Genomic DNA, 18,201 nt, shown 5'->3' with positions numbered 1-18,201 from the left:
CAAAAACCGGAAAATGCTGTGAACATCTCCCGGATAAATTTAGTTAACTAAAAAATTTTGAAACCGATTATTTAACTAAACAAACACATTTATGGAAAAAAAAAGAACCATAAAAATGAGTGGTTTTCTTAGCAAATATACTAAAAATCTCTTGTTAATTATGAAGCGTTGTCTTATTCTAAGTATGCTATTTTTTAGTGTTACTGCTTTCTCTTATTCTCAAAAAGTAACATTAGAATTAGGAGAAGTCAAATTATCAAAAGCGTTAAAAAGCCTTAAAAAACTAACAAAAGTCGATTTCTTTTATAGTGATAATGAACTTAATGTTAATCGTATGGTTGTCGCTAATTACAAAGAAATAGACCTAATTACTGCTGTATCAAAACTTGTAGGAATAAATTATAAAGTAGAGAAAACAAATGATAACATTGTGCTAATTACTCCTGTTACAATTTTAAATTTTAAAAAAAATATTATTGTAAAAGGAACAGTAACAAATACCAATGGAGATGTTTTACCAGGGGCAACTGTAATGATTAAAGGAACCAAAAACGGTACTATGACAGATTTTAATGGAAATTATTCCATTGAAACAGATAAAAAAGCAACTTTAATTTTTAGTTATATTGGATATTTATCTCAAGAAATTAAAGTTGATGGTAAAACACAGATTAACGTAAAATTAGTTGAAAGTGCCTCTAAATTAGATGAAATTGTTATTACAGGTGTTGTAAAAAGAAAGAAAGAAAGTTTTACAGGAGCCATTACTACAGTAAAAGGTAAAGAATTGAAAACAATAGGTAACTTAAATGTTATTGAAAGCTTAAAAACAATAGACCCTTCTTTTGTTATATATGAAAATAATATATTAGGCTCAAACCCAAACAGGTTGCCAAATATCGAAGTTCGTGGTAAAACTAGTGTGTCTACAGATAATTTAAGAGACGAATTTGGAGCAAACCCTAACCAACCACTATTTATTTTAGATGGTTTTGAATCTACATTAAGAACAATTATCGATTTAGATATGAATAGAGTTGCATCTATCACAATTTTAAAAGATGCTTCTTCTACAGCGTTATATGGTGCTAGAGCTGCAAATGGAGTAATTGTTGTTGAAACTATAAAACCTGTAGCAGGAAAATTACAGGTAATATACAATTCTGATTTAAGGGTTGAAATGCCAGATTTAACTGATTATAACTTAATGAACTCTACTCAAAAACTAAAGTACGAAAAACTTTCGGGCCTTTGGAATGCCCCTTCATACGATATTGGAAAACAGTTTGAGTTGGATAAACAATATAATAAAACATTAGCTGAAATTAAGCGAGGAGTAAATACGTATTGGTTAAATGAACCTGTGCGAGTAGGAACTACCACAAGTCACTCTTTAAATATTAGTGGAGGTAATAAGGAAATTACTTTTGGAGTTGGTCTTAACTATAAAGATTTAAATGGGGTAATGATTGGCTCAAACCGTAAAACTTGGGGAACTAACTTTAATTTAAGATACCGAAAAGATAAATTAAATGTTTCTAATAATCTATACATAAATGGCTACGATGCCAACGAATCTCCTTACGGATCGTTTTCAAATTTTGTAACGGCAAATCCATATTTTAGAAAAACAGATACTAATGGTAATCCTACAAAATACTTAGATATCGATGGCTACTTTAGAAATACCATTACAAATCCATTATATAATGCAACGTTGAATACTAAAAACAATAGTTCTAATTTGCAAATTACCAATAATTTACAAGCTATATTAACGTTGAGTGAGAAGTTTCGAATTCAGTCTAATTTTCAGATTAACAAAGAGACCACTATTTTAGATACTTTTTTACCTCCAGAACACACTAACTTTATAGGTACAGATATTCTAGAAAGAGGTAAATATACAAATCAAAAATCAGATAGATTTAGTTATAGATTAAATGTAATGGCATCTTATGCAACTGTTGTAAAAGATAAACATAGTATAACTGCAAACTTAAGAGCAGAAGCAGAAGAAACTAACAATAATAGATTAGGTGTATCTGCTGTTGGTTTTCCTACAGGAACAAATGGAAACCCTGCTTTTGCGTTCGGTTATCAACCAAACTCTAAGCCTGTTTCAGTAAATAGTAAATTTAGAAGAATTAATATGCTAGCAAGTGTTAACTATGTTTTAGATAGAACATATTTATTTGATGCCACATATCGTATAGATGGATCTACAGTTTTTGGCTCCAATAAAAAATTCTCTCCATTTTGGGCTATTGGTGCAGGTATAAATTTACACAAAGCATTCGAAATGGATAATCATAAAGTATCGATGCTTAAATTAAGAGGGAATATTGGATCGACAGGAAATCAAGGTTTTGGTAATTTATCATCGGTTTCTATTTATGAGTTTACTAAAGACATAAATATTTTTGGGCAAGGAACAGATTTATTAACATTGGCAAACCCTAATTTGCAATGGCAAAAAACGTTAAATACAAGTATTGGTTTAGATGCTGTTTTATTTAATAACAGAGTTAATGCAACTTTAAATGCATTTCAAAAGAAAACAGACCCTTTAGTTGTTCGTATTGACCTTCCTTCGTCTACAGGTGTTTTTAATTATCCCATTAATACCGGTTTTATGAATACAAAAGGAGTTGAAGCTATTATTAGAGTTTCTCCAATTTATAAACCACAAGAGCAAATAGTTTGGACCTTAGGGTTTACAGCAAGTGCAGTAAAAAGTGTTTATGGAGGGTTTAATAATACTTTAAAATCTTTAAATGATAAAGCTCAAGTAAGTCAATCTTTACTTAGATATAAAGATGGATATAGTCCAGATGATTTATGGGCAGTAGAATCTCTAGGTATAGATCCTGCCAGTGGTAAAGAGGTGTTTTTAAATTCTGATGATTCTCCAACTTATGAATATAATTCAAAAAATATAAAAGTAATGGGTAATAGCAGGCCAGATTTAGAAGGGGTAATTAGTAGTAATTTACGCCTAAAAAACTTCACTTTTGGTGTTAATTTACGATATCGTTTTGGTGGAGATGTATTAAATACGGCCCTTTTTAATAAAGTTGAAAATATCTCTTTGAGACAAAGAATTAACAATCAAGATTTACGTGCATTAACCGACAGATGGATAAAACCTGGAGATATTTCAAGTTTTAAATCTATAGCACAATTTGGGTCAACACCTATTTCTTCACGTTTTATTCAAGAAGAAAATGTAATTATTGGAGAGTCGATAAACTTTGGTTATGAGTTTAGAGAACAACAATGGATAAAGCACATTGGTCTAAATAGATTAAGATTAAATGGCTATATGAATGAAATATTCCGAATTTCATCGATTAGAACAGAAAGAGGTATCGATTACCCATTTGCACGTGCAATTTCGTTTAGTATTAATGCATATTTTTAATAAAAAGAGAAGACAATGAAAAAATACTTAAAAAATATTATAGGAATATTGGGTTGCATTTTAATAATTTCATGTAGTAATTATTTAGATGTTCAACCTGAAGATAAATATTTAGAAGAAGATGTTTTTAGCTCGGAGGCAGGTATACAAACTGCATTAAATGGAATTTATTCTAACATGGCCAATAATAATACTTATGGAAGTAATTTAACAATGAGTACATTAGATGTATTAGGGCAAAGATATAATGTTGCAGATAAAATTCATCCTTGGCATTATTATGCAAAATACAATTATGAAGATAATTTAGTAAGAGCTACTTTCGATAAAATATGGACAAGCCAATACACCAATATATTAAATATTAATAACTTCATTAAAAGTATAGATACTTATAAAGGTGTTATTTCAGCTGAAAATGAACGTATTTTAAAAGGCGAAGCAATAGGATTAAGAGCAATGCTTCATTTAGATTTGTTAAGATTATATGGTCCTATCTATAGTACTAATGCCAAAGATTTAGCAATACCTTATTACACAGAGGCAAAGGCTAGTTTAAGCCCTTTACTTACTGCAACTGAAGTTATCGCTAATATTTTAAATGATTTAGATATCGCTGAAAAGTTGTTAGAAAACGATCCAGTAAGAAAGTATGGAAAAATTATCGTACCTCAATTCGATGAAGAGTCAGATTTTAAAGGCACAGATTTTTACAGACATAGAAACTTAAGGCTTAATTATTTTGCAGTAAAAGCATTACAAGCAAGAGCTAATTTATATGCAGGAAACAACCAAGCTGCATTAAAAGCAGCTAAAACAGTAATAGATAAAGCTACTGAATGGTTTCCTTGGACAAATCCGTTAGATATAATTTCGGCAGGAGCAAACCCAGACCGTACTTTTTCTTCTGAAGTTTTATTTGCTATTCAAAACAATAATCTATATAATAATCAAAGAGTGCTTTTTAGTAGTTCTTTAGAAAATAGTAAAATTTTGGCACCTCAAAATTCAAGATTAAATGTTGAAGTGTTTGAGAACAACCAAAATGATTATCGTTACAACTCTACTTGGGCATTACCTGCTGTTGGAGATAAGCAATATAAAACCTTTTTTAAATTTGCAGATGTCGAAAATAAGAAAAAAGATTTTCGTTTTAGACAGCCATTAATAAGAATTAGTGAAATGTATTATATAGCTGCAGAAACAGAGCAAAATTCTTCAATAGCCTTAACTTACTTAAATACTGTAAGATTAAATCGTGGATTGGTAAACTTAGCTTCTGGGGTTGATATAGCAGATGAGATCCAGAAAGAATATCAAAAAGAATTTTACGGAGAAGGACAGCTTTTCTTTTATTATAAAAGAAAAAATATTAAAAGTATACCAAATGGTTCTTTAGAATCTGGTACTATAAGTATGGGAGCCAATCAATATGTAGTTCCGTTACCTTTATCAGAATTAGACTTTCGTTAATAATAAAATTTAATTTCATGAAAAAATATATAAAAACTATTATAGCAACATGTTTAGTTGGGTTAACATTTTTCGCCTGTGAAAATGAAGATATTGCTACCTTTAGTGGTAAAAATGTAATTTATTTTCAATGGGCAATAGATGGTAAAGACTTTGCAGCAAATAAAATAGATAGCACATCTATAACTTTTGCTTATAAATTACCAAGTAAAGTCTCAGATTCATTAATAAAAGTACCAATAAAAGTACAGGGTTTTATTAGTGATAAAGATAGAACAGTAAAAATTAATATTTTAAAAACATCAACAGCTAAAAAAGGTGTTCATTTTAATATTGCAGACAATATAATTGTACCTGCAAATGAAATAATTGGCTACATACCTGTTACTTTAAATAGAACTGCAGATATGAAACTAAAGCCATTTTCATTAAAACTACAATTATTAGAAAATAAAAACTTTAAAACCAATCTTAAGGGAAGTAAAAAAAGCTCTAACGCTAACAGACTACTTAATTATACAGAATTTGAATTAACTTTTTCTGATATTTTAACAGAGCCAGATAAATGGTTTATTTTAAAAAGTTGGATTGGCGATTTTTCAACAAAAAAGCTTTATCTATTTGCAGAGGTAAATAAAATTCCAGTTCCAAATTATAATAAATTTCCAGATTTTGGTAACTTTTTAGGGCAACTAGCAGTAATGAAAGCTTATTTAGCAGCTCAAAAAAATGCAGGAACTCCTATTTTAGAGGAAGATGGTTCAGAAATGACTTTGGGACCTTATGCATAAAAAATTTAGTGTTTAATTTAAAAAAAGAAATATGTTTAAATATATAAAGACACAATTAATCCTAGTATTATTTACCTTAGTGTTAGTTATTTCTTGCATGGAAGATAAAGGTAATTATAATTATAAAGAAATAAACGAAGTAAAGGTTGAAGGACTTAAAGAAGAGTATTCGGTTGTTAGATTTGATAATTTTAACATTGTTCCTCGGATAGTAAACACAAAAAAAAATAATAATAGTGCTGGCTATAGTTATAAGTGGCAAACGTACGATTCAAATAGCATTGGAGATGAAGTTAAGTTGATAGATTTATCAACAGAAAAAGACTTACTAACACCTATTCAATTAAAACCAGGGAACTATAATATTTATTATACCATAAAAGATTTAGATACAGAACTAGAATTTCAATATAATTTTCGTTTAGAAGTTGTAAATAGTATTTATGAAGGGTGGCTAGTTTTAAGTGAAGTTAATGGAGGTTCTCGTTTAGATATGGTTTCATTAATCAACGGAAAATATGAAACAAAAATAGATGTTCTTGGTTTATCTAGTTCTGAATTAAAACTAAAAGGAAAACCAGGGTTTGTTTACACGTATAAATATAAAAGAGATTATTATGGAATCTATATTTCAACTTCTGGAAATGGAACCGTTAAAATAGAGCCAAACACTTTTTCTTGGAACAGTGCCCTTAATATTTCTAATGAATTTGTAGGTTCGCAACCATTAGATTTAGAAGTAGATAATTTAGTAGCAAAATATAATGGACATGCTTATATCGCTAAAAATGGTAACATATACTATTACTTTGATACTTATCAATTAAAATATAGTGCACCAATTAATACAATTGGAGGTGTTGTATTTGAGGCCTCTCCATTTATAGGAAAAGGATACTTATTTGGTAATTCTATTTTGTACGATAATACAAACAAACGTTTTGTAAATACAAATTATGGAAAGACAAGTGTAATGCCTGCAGGAACTTTATTTAACTTTACCACAGGAAAAGATTTGGAATATATGGTTGGAAGTGAGTTTAATGGAAGTTATGGGGCAGAAATTTTTTCAATCTTAAAAGACTCTAATAACGGAAAAAAATACTTAGCTATATTTAATTCACAAAACAACTCACAATCTTATTATGGAGAAGTAATTGCACCAGATTTTAACAAGGCAACAAGTTATGCTGTTAGTCCAGATTATGGGTATTTATTTTATGTTGCAGGAAGTAAAGTATATCAATACGATTTTTCTTTACGAACAACCAAACTAATGTTAGACAAAGGTTCTGAGGAAATCTCTTTGATAAAATTTCATAATTTCTTTGAAGATTTTTTAAATGATGATTATAAAAGTATGCAAAGTAAATTAATTGTCTGTAGCTATAATGGCTCAGAAGGAACAATGGAATTATACAAAGTGCCACCAGTAAATGGTCAAATAAAACTAGAAACCAAATATTCTGGTTTTGGTAAAATTAAAAGTATTACCTACAGAGAACGTTAAAAACTCGCTTTTAAAAATTAAATAAACAAGGATTTTTAAAATAACAAACCTTAAATATTCTATAAGTAATAATTTTGTGGATAGTTTTTCCATATCCTTTTTTAGAAAACCTAAAAGTTTTTTCAATAAAAATTAAATATCTAAAATTATTTAGCCATCCCCCGTTTTTTTGAAAAAAACCTAATTTAGCTAAAATAAAAACAATTAAATTTCTCATTTTAAATAATTTAAGAAATTCATTTTTTTTCAAATTTAAAAATGCTTTCCAAATAAAAAATCCTCTGAAACATTAGTACTTCACAAATATGAAATTTAAATTTTCAGGGGATGACTAATAAAAACAAACATCAAATATTAATTATCAAGGAAATATTTAAAAGGTAGTTATACCAATCTATAACCCTAAAACATGGCAAACAAGTTGGCTGCAAATGAACAAAGAAAAACTACAAGCACTTTATATTAAGATAAACAACAGGGGTTGTTACTAATAATTATTAAACCCATATTAAGAAATAATAATGATGTATTTTGGAGTGTAAAATTAACAGGCAGAGTTTCATTTAAATTTCTAACTAAAACTGTCTTTTAATCGGGCCAGTAATATCTTCTATATCTTTTTGCACTCTTTTAAACTCTTCACTTACACCCTTAGTAGCTTCGTTAGCAGTATTTTTAATAGATTTAGTTTCCGATTTTTGGATATCCGAACTATCTTTAATTTCTTGCTTAATATCGTTGGTTGCATCTTTAATTTGACGCATTCCTTTCCCCAATCCTCTAGCAATTTCAGGAATTTTATCCGCACCAAAAACCATTACTACGATTAACATAATAACCATAATTTCAGGACCGCTAATAAATAAGAATACTGTATTCATATTACAAAGATAATGAGATATTTTAATAAATTGAATAAACTAACAATTGTTTAATACTTCTTAGTACAAAAAAAAGTTAAAATTTATAGCAAACATTTTATTAATTTTACTATTTGTAAATTTTTTGTTAATCAATAATAAAAAATAAAACCTTTATTTTAAAGGAATTTAGATTTTTCTTCCATTTTAGATAACATTGTTAACCTTAAACTAACATTTTATTTCTGTTTTCGTAAAACTTTCTTAATATTTAAATATTTACAAATAGTAAAAAGAACTATTTATTTGTGTTGTAAAATTTAATAATTGTAAACAAACCAACAAATGAATAATTTTAAACTATTAGTAAGTACATTTTTTGTTTTACTTGTAAGTAGCAATGCATTTTCACAAAAAGCAACAATAACAGGAACTGTAAGCGATGGAAATTATCCTTTACCAGGAGCAAGTGTTATGATTTCGAATACAAATAAAGGTGTAAATACAGATTTCGATGGAAAGTTCGTATTAACAAATGTCGATTCAGGAAAATTAAATATCCTAATCTCTTACATAGGTTTTAAAAAGAAAGAAATTTCTGTAAAAACTGTAGAAAATAAAAACGTTAATATAGGTTTAATTGTCTTAGAAGCTTCATCAGAAGAATTAAATGAAATTGTAATTAGCGGTTCTACAAGAAGAAATAGTGAAGCAAGAGCATTAAATATTCAAAAAAAAGCAATGAGTATTTTAAATGTAATTGCAGCAGACGGAATTGGAAAATTACCAGATAGAAATGCAGCAGAAACCGTACAACGTATTCAAGGTTTATCAATAGAAAGAGATCAAGGAGAAGGACGTTTTGTCTCTGTGAGAGGATTGCCACCATTTTGGGCATCTACAACCATTAATGGAAACAGAATACCAACTGCAGAAGAGGAAACAACTTCTCGTGCAACAGCATTCGATTTTTTCCCATCAGAATTAATTTCTTACGTACAAGCAGCAAAGGCATATACACCAGATATGGAAGCAGACGGAATTGGAGGTGGAGTAAATTTTATCACACAAACTGCCCCTGCAAAACAAATTTTAAGTGTAAATGTTGGTGGAGGTTACAATGTAAAATCAGAAAAACCAATTTACAATGCTTCTTTAACTATTGGAAACAAAAGTAAAAATGGGAAATTCGGTTACATTTTAAACGGTTCCTACTGGAACAGAGGTTGGGGAACAGATAATTTTGAAGCTCGAAGAAAAGGCGACGAAGGTGTTTACAGAATGGAATTGAGAGATTATAATGGAGAAAGAGTTACAAAAGGAATTAATGGAGCGATGGAATACAACTTTACACCTGCGACCAAAATGTATTTTAGAGGAATGTATGGAACCCTGTTAGATACTGAAAAACATTATAAACACAGAGTTCGTTTCGATAAATTTAATGCAAATACAAGCACAGCAAGAGTAGAACTTCAAAATATACATAACGAACTTATAACAGAAATGTTTGGAAGTGAAATTGGTGGAAAACACAATTTTAACAACGGAAAATTAGATTGGAGCATTGCTTCTTATTCAAATGAATTTAAGTACGGAGGAATTCCAACAGCAGAAGACAAGAGTTATTTTGTAGTAAAATACAAGCAAGATGGTGTAGGCATCAAACCCGATTATTTAGATAATAGACCAAAAGCAAATGGCGGAGCAGGAGACGATAGAGCTTATTGGAAAGTAGATGGTGGTAAGTTAGATTATAACGATACAGACGCTTTATTCGGTTTTTATAGCGACCCATCTTTTAAAATGGATGCAACAAAAATGAAATTTGCTGACTTAGAATTGTATAAAATTTCAATTAGAGAAAGAGATAATATTGTAGCTTCTTTAAATTACGAATTAAATGTAAACGATAATTTTAAGCTAAAAGTTGGTACAAAATACAGAGATAAAGATAGGCGAGCAACGTTCGAAGATTTATTTTACGGTTGGTCTGGAGCAGGTACAACACCATTTTTATCGGATGAATCTAAATTTATTACAGAGCAGCCAGGAAGAGCAAATTATTTAAAAGAATTGGGTGCTAATATACAAAATACTTTTGGACCAGTTTTATCTACAGACGGAATGACAAATTTCTGGAATAAAAACAGGGCGAATTTAACTGTTTTACCAGACGATTCCGCAGCAAAACAATTTAACACTGGTTTAGGAAGAAACTTTAATGTAGATGAAACTCATTTGTCTTTCTACGGAATGGGAACCTTAAAAGCGTCTGAACAATGGACAGTTTTAGGAGGTTTAAGAGCCACGAAAACCAACACAAAAGTAGGTGGTTATGTAAACGATAATAGAACGCTTATCAAATCCATGAAAACAAACAATTATTGGGCAATTCTACCAATGTTGCATATTAAATATTCGCCTTTAGAAGATATGAATATTCGCTTTGCAGCAACTAGAAGTTTCTCAAGACCAAACTTTGGAGACATTTCTCCTTCTGGAACTTATTTTTCCTTAGAAAACGAATTTAAAGGAGGTAACCCAAACTTAAAACCAACATATTCTTGGAATTTAGATCTTTTAGGAGAATATTATTTCGAAAATGTAGGGGTTTTAAATGCTGGTATTTTTTATAAATCTATTACAGATCCAATAATTAATAATACTTATCAAGGAACTTATAATGGAATAACTGGTGTAGAATTTAATACACCTGTAAATGGAAATAAAGCTTGGATTGGTGGTATTGAATTAGGTCTTAACAAACGTTTCGATTTTTTACCTGGTTTCTGGAAATATTTCGGAACACAAATTAATGCCACTTTTATGGATTCTGAAACCTCTAAACCAAGTGGAAGAAAAGTAGCTTTAGCATATCAAGCAAATGCGCTATTTAATGCGCAATTATTCTACGAAAAAGATGGTTTTAACACAAGATTGGCTTTTAACCATAAAGGAAAATATGCAATTGCTTACGGAGAAAGAGATATAGATGATGTTTATTACGGAAAATATAGTACTTTAGATTTTTCTGCATCGTATCAAATTGGAAAAAAATGGACTATTTTTACGGATGTGAATAACATTTTAAATAACCCTTTAATTTATCATTATGGCAAAACAGAAGATCGACCAAAACAAGTAGAGTTCTATGGAATTAAAGGAAATATTGGAATAAAATATAGTTTATAATAAATTTTAACTTTGTTAAATGTTGGCAAAACTCTCGATTTTTATATGGAGAGTTTGCTGGCTTTTATCAACCTAACAAAACCAACATGAATTTAAGGTTTATAATACAAGCATCTTTAGCGGCATTCGGAACGTATTTTTGTATGTATGCGTTTAGAAAACCGTTTACGGTTGCTACTTTTCAAGACCTTGCTTTTTGGGGTGTCGATTATAAAATTTTATTAATTATTGCCCAAGTTGTTGGATATACACTCTCTAAATTTATTGGAATTAAGGTAATTGCAGAAATGAAATCGAACAAAAGAATTTTCTTTTTAGTCGGTTTTATTCTTTTTGCAGAACTAGCACTGCTCGGTTTTGCAGTAGTACCTGCACCTTATAATATTGTATTTTTATTCTTAAATGGTTTGCCTTTAGGGATGATTTGGGGCATCGTTTTTTCGTATCTCGAAGGTAGAAAAACTTCTGAATTATTAGGTGTTATACTTTCTTCCAGCTTTATTGTTTCTTCTGGCGCAGTAAAATCTATCGGAAAAATTGTGCTAGACGATTTTAATATCAGTCAGTTTTGGATGCCTTTTGCCACTGGCGCAATTTTTGTGCTTCCTTTAGTGTTTTTTGCTTGGTTATTAGAGAAAATTCCTGCACCCTCTGCAGAAGATAAACTTTTAAAAAACGAACGAAATACACTAAATTCAAAAGAACGAAAAGCATTATTTAAAAAATTTGCAATTCCATTAATTTGTATTATTGTTTTTTACATGATTTTAACATCTGTAAGAGATTTTAGAGACAATTTTGCCAGAGAAATTTGGGATGCTCTTGGATATAGAGATGCTTCAATTTATAGCATTTCAGAAATACCAATTGCAATTTTGGTATTGGTTGTTTTGGGAATTATTGGTAGTATCACAAAAAATTACAAAGCATTCTTATACTACCATTACGTATTGCTAACAGGCTGTTTATCTATATTAATTAGTACTTATTTTTATAAAATTGAAGTAATTTCTCCACTAACGTGGATGATTATTTCTGGACTTGGATTGTACAGTTGCTATGTTCCTTTCAACGGAATTTTTTTTGATAGAATGATAGCCACATATAAAATAAATGGAAACGTAGGATTTCTAATTTACATTGCAGATGCTTTTGGTTACTTAGGAAGCATTTTAATTTTATTATATAAAAATTTCGGACAAAAAGATATTTCTTGGCTTACATTCTTTACCAATATTTTATATTTTTTAGGGTTTATAGGTTTGCTAATAACCATTTATTGTTACTCTTTTTTTCGAAAAAAATACCACAAAAAAGTACAAACCAATTTTTCAATTTATGAACAATAAATACGATTTAATAATTGTCGGGGGAGGCGTTCTTGGAACGTTTCACGCTTTTCACGCCTTAAAAAAAGGATTTTCTGTTGCAATTTTAGAAAAAAACAGCAAACCACAAGGTGCGACTGTTCGTAATTTCGGACAAGTAGTACCATCTGGAATGAATCAAAAATGGCAAAATTACGGACGAAAAAGTTTGGAAATTTATAAATCCATTCAACAAGAATTCGATATTTCTATCAGGCAAAATGGAACGATTTATATCGCTTCTAATGATGAAGAAGTTCAGTTGATAGAAGAACTTCATCAAATTAACAAAAACAATAACTATAGCTCTAGAATACTAACAAAACAGCAATGTTTAGAGAAATATAATGGTTTAAAAAGTAGTTATTGCAAAGCGGGTTTATTTTTTCCAGAAGAGGTAACTGTAGAGCCAACGAAAATGATTCATGCATTGCATTCTTTTATGATTAAAACCTTAAAAGCAACTATTATTTATAACACAACAATAGTAAATGTTGAAGAACAAAATGAAGAAACTGTGGCAATTACATCCGAAGGAAAAAAATACAGCGCCACAAAAACAATTATTTGTAATGGAAGCGATTTTAAAGCGCTATTTCCAATAATTTATAATCAAAGCGATTTAATTGTATCTAAACTACAAATAATGCAAACAAAACCTCAAAAAAACTATAAGTTAAATGGTTCTATTTTAGCAGGTTTAACCATTCGTAGGTACGAAGCTTTTGAAGAGTGTGCCTCTTGGAAAACGATTAAAGCAAACGAAAATCCAGAAAGTTTCGAGAATAAATTTGGAGTCCATATTCTTTTTAAACAAGCTACAGATGGTTCTGTAATTTTGGGAGATTCTCATGAATATGCAACTGCAAAAGAAATAGACAATTTAGGGTTCGATTTGAATATGGATATTGATAATTTTATGATAAAAGAAGCCAAAAAAATTATCGATTTACCAACCTATGAAATTCAGCAACGTTGGGCTGGTTTTTATTCACAATGTAAAAACACCGATATTTTTGAGCGTTCAATAGGTAAAAATATTCACATTATTACAGGAATTGGCGGAAAGGGAATGACAGGAAGTGCTGGTTTTTCCGAAGAAAACTTACAAAAAATACTTAACAATTAATATAGATGAAAAATATAAAAATGGTGGTTTTAGATATGGCAGGAACCACAGTAAACGAGAATAATGTCGTGTATAAAATGGTGCACAAAGCCATTGAAAATGCAGGTGTTGTTGTTACTTTAAAAACTGTTTTAGAATATGGAGCAGGTAAAGAAAAACACCAAGCAATTAAAGATGTTTTAACGCATTTAAACGAAGTCGATAAAAGTTCTTTAGCAATATTTAAAGAGTTTAAAGTTTTATTAGAAGAAGCCTATAAAACGCTGGATGTTAGTCCAATTAATGGTGCAGAAAAAACAATTTTAAACCTAAGAGAAAAAGGAATTATTGTTGTTTTAAATACGGGTTATAATAAAAAAGTAGCCACAAGTTTATTGGAAAAAATGCAATGGAAAAAAGGGCAACATTTCGATGCTTTAATTACAGCAGACGATGTCGAAAAAGGACGACCAAACTCAGATATGATTTTAAAAGCGATGCAACTTTTTAATCTTAAAGACCCAAAAACTGTTTTAAAAGCAGGCGATTCTGCAATTGATATTGAAGAAGGTAAAAACGCAAATTGCGGTATTACAATTGGTGTTTTATCGGGAGCGCAAACCAAAGAACAAATAGAAAAAGAAAATCCAACTTATATTTTAGATTCTTTGGCAACTTTAGAAACTGTTTTATAAAAAAGGGTACAAATCGTGGAGAAAATAGTAGAGATTTAAAAATAGAAGCATTACAATCTTCTTTTTCTCCAAGAAGAATTTACCTGTGTTAGAAATGTAACTCTTTTAGGACTAAATTTAGCGGTAGATATTATAAAAAGAAAAAAGAAAAAGAGATTCCGAAAAAGCATATCAATTAATAACGTGAGTTCGATTTAAGAAATAATAGATGACTATATTTTAATTTATTGATAAAAAGTACTTTATACTTTGTTCATTTCGAGAATGGGAGAAATCTCATAATTTATAACTACAATTTGTAAGATTCCTTTTGCTGCGTCATCGAAATGATATATATATTTTTAAGAAAAACACCTAAGCAGTTGATAATTAATAAATTAGTAGTGTGTCGAACTTACGTTTAATAATATTTTACTAAAAAAAACGACATTTCATTCAAACTAATTCAAGGCAATACTCTAAATCTAAAAACAAGTTTAATCATTACAAAAGAAGAAGTGTATTTTGTATAGAAAAACCTAAAAAACGGATTGCTTTCGTTGTAAATTTATTATGAATTTTATTGATTTTCAGAATAAAAATAAAGTACTAACATCGTACAAGATTTTGTGTTATTATTTATAGGAACGTGAGGCAATCTTCCATTAAAATAAAGAGCATCTCCTTCGTTAACAGTTACTTCTTCGTTATTTATAATATAAGTACAACTTCCGTTTAAGATATATTTTAATTCCCAGGCATCTGTAGTTACTTTTTCTCTGTGAGAATTTGGTGCAATTGTTAATACAACAGCTTCAAAACCAATAGTATTTAGGTTTTTTCCAAAAATATGATAATAGGTAAAACCCTGTGCATCTGTTTCTTTTTCTAAAAACTGTTGTTCGTCTTTTTTAATTAAAATATAGGTGGCTCCAGCTGTGTTTTCTACGCCTTCAAAAAACGTACTTGCATCAATTTCTAAGGCGCTAATTAACTCTAACAAAACAGGAAGAGAAGGAATGGTTCTTCCGTTTTCGATTCTGGAAATAAGTCCATTACTAACCCCAGCAGAAGTTGCCAAAGTGCTAATGGTAATTTTTTGTTTATTTCTAATGGATTTAATTCGCTTTCCAATACCAATTAAAAAGTTATTCATACCTTGTTTTGTTTACTGCTTACGAATGTAAAATAATTTGTCTAAAAAGAGTTGTTTTGTAGTGAATATCTATTTAAATACGTTCAATTTCATCAACGCTTCAATAGGTGTTAAAGTTTCCTCACAAATTTTACATATTTTTTCACTTTTAACAAAAATCTGCGTTTTTAAAATTATCAAGATTGTTAAAACTGTTTTTTAGATTATTATTTGGGGCTAAAAAACATTTTTTAACTAACTAAAAATCAAATAATTAAAAACATTTTATCCCTGAGTTCAGGGACAAGCATCCCTGAGTTCAGGGATACGAAAAACATACGGAGCTCAGGGATTGACAAGTACTTTTTTATCGTTTATGTTTGTTGAACACAAATAATTACTAAATTTATAAAAATGAAAAACAGTACAAACAAAATTGCTAAACTTTTAAAATTAGGGATGTTTCTCTTTGGAATAATATTGTTGTGGAGTTGCGAGAAAGAGAATGAAGTAGTTCCAAATTCAGATTTACAAGATAAAACAAGCACAATTAGTAAGATTTCATTAGACGCTTTTTTAGAAAAAAACAATACAACAACACAAGGTATTGGTTTTAAGAAAAAAAAACAAGCAAACAACAACAGCAAAAAAACCAATAAACCTTCTTACAAGATAAGTAGCAGCACAGTTTTATCTTACACAAATAAAAAAGGAAAAACAACCTATATATTACCCTTAAAAAAAAGTACCAAAGACCCTTCATATATTTACAATCTAGTAATAAAAAAGACTGATAATAATTTAGAGAAATACATCTATAAGTACCCCAAAGACAAATCTAAACCCATAGAAATTTCGAAAATTGGAAAAACAAATTCCCATAAAAAAGCTTCACATACTCACAAAAAAGGAAAAACATGCGAAACATTTACAAGATATAGAGTAATACCATGTCCATGCGTAGGTCATATAGACCCTTATACCTGTTTTTGTGCAATAAGACCACAATGGTTTGTCGTAGGCTCCTATCAAGTATGCACAACAGACAATACCGAGCCAGATATCGAAGAACCAGATGGCGATTCAGCATCAGAATCAGATGATGATACGATTATATTTATAGACAATGGCTGTAGAAGAAACAGAGAAGGCATTAGCGAATGCCCTCCAGCAGAAGAAAACCCAGATGTTAGCACCCCTTTCGAGCCACTACCAATAGTAACCGAAGAAGATTTATTAGATAATAACTTTGCCTTTTCAGATGCGTTAGATTTAACAAGAGAACAACAAGACTGGATTAATAATGAAAAAAACGAAGCTGTTAAAGATGCAATTACAAGTTATTTACAAAAGTTTGCGCTTACCAATAACAATAAATTTGAAAATGCTAAAAGTTTTGCCTACGAGAGCATTCTTGCTTTATATACAAACCCATTGCTATCTTTAAATAATATTGATTTTGATGACCAAATTATTAACGAACTTACAGGGAAATTAAAATGCGTTTATGATAATTTAAAAAGTAATAATTTATTAAATAAGACTTTAGAAAAGTTTGATGGTAAAAAAACACCTGTACACTTACTAATAAAGGAGGGTGATTTAATTTCACCTAGAGTTGGAGTAACAAATTATGGATCTACAGGATATTTTATATCTATTACTTTTGATAAAAGCTACTCAAACGATAATCCTTCATTAGAAGTTGTTAGTACCATATTACACGAAGCAATACATGCAGAAATTTATAGAAAAATTAAAACTACGTCTGGATTGTATTTGAATTCATCAACAAATAAATGGGAATTGGGAAATGGGGCAGAAGTAGATTTTCCAACTCTTTTTAACTACTACAATAATTATCCACAAAACCCTCACCACAATTTTATGGCAGATTATTATTTAGATGCTATAGAACAAGGATTAAGAGACTACGCAAAATCTATAGGAAAAACATATCCAGATAATTTATATAGAGATTTGGCTTGGGGAGGATTAATGACTACGAATGCCTGGAATAATATGTTTGCAGATCCAGTTCACACTGAAAATGAACAGAAAAGAATAAGTAAATCAATAAAAGACTTTAAAAATTCTGGAACTAATGAGTGTAAATAAATTTATATTATTTTTCTTATTACCTTTAGCATGTGTTTCTCAAACTACAAATTATGATGCTTACTTCATATTAAATAAGAGTCATTCAGATTATGTGGTTGCTTATCAAGGATATAAACTAAATAAAGAAAATTTAAATGGAATATCTACAATATATCTTTACGATAGAAAACAATATGAAAAAAGGCAAAAATATGTTGAACGAGATAAAAAAAAAGGAACTTATAATGATTCTAAGTTTTTTCAGTATAAACGACCAAGTGAAAGTGTTTTTAATGTAATAGAGAAGGAAAAAGATACAATTATTCATTGTGATATTCATCAGTTAAATATTGTAAATTATGATTGGATAATTAGAAATACTTGGAAAGAAAATAATCCAAATATTCTTTTTAAAAACTTATTTTTTCTTTATAAATTAGAAAAGGGTAAATTTATTAAATTAAAGGTAGCTAGAACCGTAACTGCACATTAAAAATATATAAAAATAGCAGAAAAGTACAGCCTTTGTGGTTTTACTTTTCCTCTATTTTTTTACTCAATATC

At 29.4% G+C, this 18,201-nt stretch carries 12 protein-coding genes; 10 read left to right on the top strand and 2 right to left on the bottom strand.

The features are described from left to right. The first annotated feature begins 91 nt into the window (after window positions 1-91). Genes J3359_RS10865 through J3359_RS10850 form a run of 4 tightly spaced genes read left to right on the top strand, consistent with a single transcriptional unit; the run spans window position 92 to window position 7,198 of the window. The gene (locus J3359_RS10865) at window positions 92-3,424 is read left to right on the top strand and encodes a SusC/RagA family TonB-linked outer membrane protein (protein ID WP_208076889.1); all 3,333 of its coding nucleotides are present in this window, start codon (window positions 92-94) and stop codon (window positions 3,422-3,424) included. Window positions 3,425-3,439: 15 nt separating this feature from the next. Continuing rightward, a complete protein-coding gene (locus J3359_RS10860) occupies window positions 3,440-4,897 on the top strand; it encodes a RagB/SusD family nutrient uptake outer membrane protein (protein ID WP_208076888.1) in 1,458 nt (485 codons plus the stop codon). 17 nt (window positions 4,898-4,914) lie between these two features. Beyond that, window positions 4,915-5,688: a DUF4843 domain-containing protein gene (locus J3359_RS10855; RefSeq protein WP_208076887.1), complete on the top strand. Its 774-nt coding sequence runs from the start codon at window positions 4,915-4,917 to the stop codon at window positions 5,686-5,688. Between the two features lie 31 nt (window positions 5,689-5,719). Continuing rightward, entirely contained in the window at window positions 5,720-7,198 is a 1,479-nt protein-coding gene (locus J3359_RS10850) for a PKD-like family lipoprotein (RefSeq protein ID WP_208076886.1), read from the top strand. A 575-nt stretch (window positions 7,199-7,773) separates the two neighbouring features. Here the strand turns inward: J3359_RS10850 and J3359_RS10845 are convergent. After that, the gene (locus tag J3359_RS10845; RefSeq protein ID WP_208076885.1) at window positions 7,774-8,079 is read right to left on the bottom strand and encodes a Sec-independent protein translocase subunit TatA/TatB; all 306 of its coding nucleotides are present in this window, start codon (window positions 8,077-8,079) and stop codon (window positions 7,774-7,776) included. Between the two features lie 324 nt (window positions 8,080-8,403). Here J3359_RS10845 and J3359_RS10840 point away from each other — a divergent pair, with 324 nt between their 5' ends. The 4 genes from J3359_RS10840 (at window position 8,404) to J3359_RS10825 (ending at window position 14,423) form a co-directional block, all read left to right on the top strand. Continuing rightward, window positions 8,404-11,253: a TonB-dependent receptor gene (locus J3359_RS10840; RefSeq protein ID WP_208076884.1), complete on the top strand. Its 2,850-nt coding sequence runs from the start codon at window positions 8,404-8,406 to the stop codon at window positions 11,251-11,253. An 86-nt stretch (window positions 11,254-11,339) separates the two neighbouring features. Further along, the gene (locus tag J3359_RS10835; protein WP_208076883.1) at window positions 11,340-12,602 is read left to right on the top strand and encodes a DUF5690 family protein; all 1,263 of its coding nucleotides are present in this window, start codon (window positions 11,340-11,342) and stop codon (window positions 12,600-12,602) included. Next, window positions 12,592-13,749 (top strand): TIGR03364 family FAD-dependent oxidoreductase, encoded by a 1,158-nt coding sequence (locus J3359_RS10830; protein WP_208076882.1) that lies wholly within the window; start codon window positions 12,592-12,594, stop codon window positions 13,747-13,749. Before J3359_RS10835 ends, J3359_RS10830 begins: the two co-directional genes overlap by 11 nt. Before the next feature lie 5 nt (window positions 13,750-13,754). Next, window positions 13,755-14,423 (top strand): phosphonatase-like hydrolase, encoded by a 669-nt coding sequence (locus J3359_RS10825; RefSeq protein WP_208076881.1) that lies wholly within the window; start codon window positions 13,755-13,757, stop codon window positions 14,421-14,423. 559 nt (window positions 14,424-14,982) lie between these two features. Here the strand turns inward: J3359_RS10825 and J3359_RS10820 are convergent. Then, window positions 14,983-15,558, bottom strand: a complete 576-nt coding sequence (locus tag J3359_RS10820; protein WP_208076880.1) for a helix-turn-helix domain-containing protein — start codon at window positions 15,556-15,558, stop codon at window positions 14,983-14,985. Between the two features lie 393 nt (window positions 15,559-15,951). Between J3359_RS10820 and J3359_RS10815 the strand changes: the two genes are divergently transcribed. Together J3359_RS10815 and J3359_RS10810 are read left to right on the top strand one after the other, a co-directional pair. Next, a complete protein-coding gene (locus tag J3359_RS10815; RefSeq protein WP_208076879.1) occupies window positions 15,952-17,655 on the top strand; it encodes a hypothetical protein in 1,704 nt (567 codons plus the stop codon). After that, entirely contained in the window at window positions 17,642-18,130 is a 489-nt protein-coding gene (locus J3359_RS10810; RefSeq protein WP_208076878.1) for a hypothetical protein, read from the top strand. The genes J3359_RS10815 and J3359_RS10810 overlap by 14 nt, the downstream gene beginning before the upstream one ends. Window positions 18,131-18,201: the final 71 nt, after the last annotated feature.

The organism is Polaribacter cellanae, from assembly GCF_017569185.1.
GTDB classification, from domain to species: domain Bacteria; phylum Bacteroidota; class Bacteroidia; order Flavobacteriales; family Flavobacteriaceae; genus Polaribacter; species Polaribacter cellanae.
The sequence above is the reverse complement of the archived record's forward strand: the minus strand, read 5'-3'. Positions and strand labels throughout refer to the sequence as shown.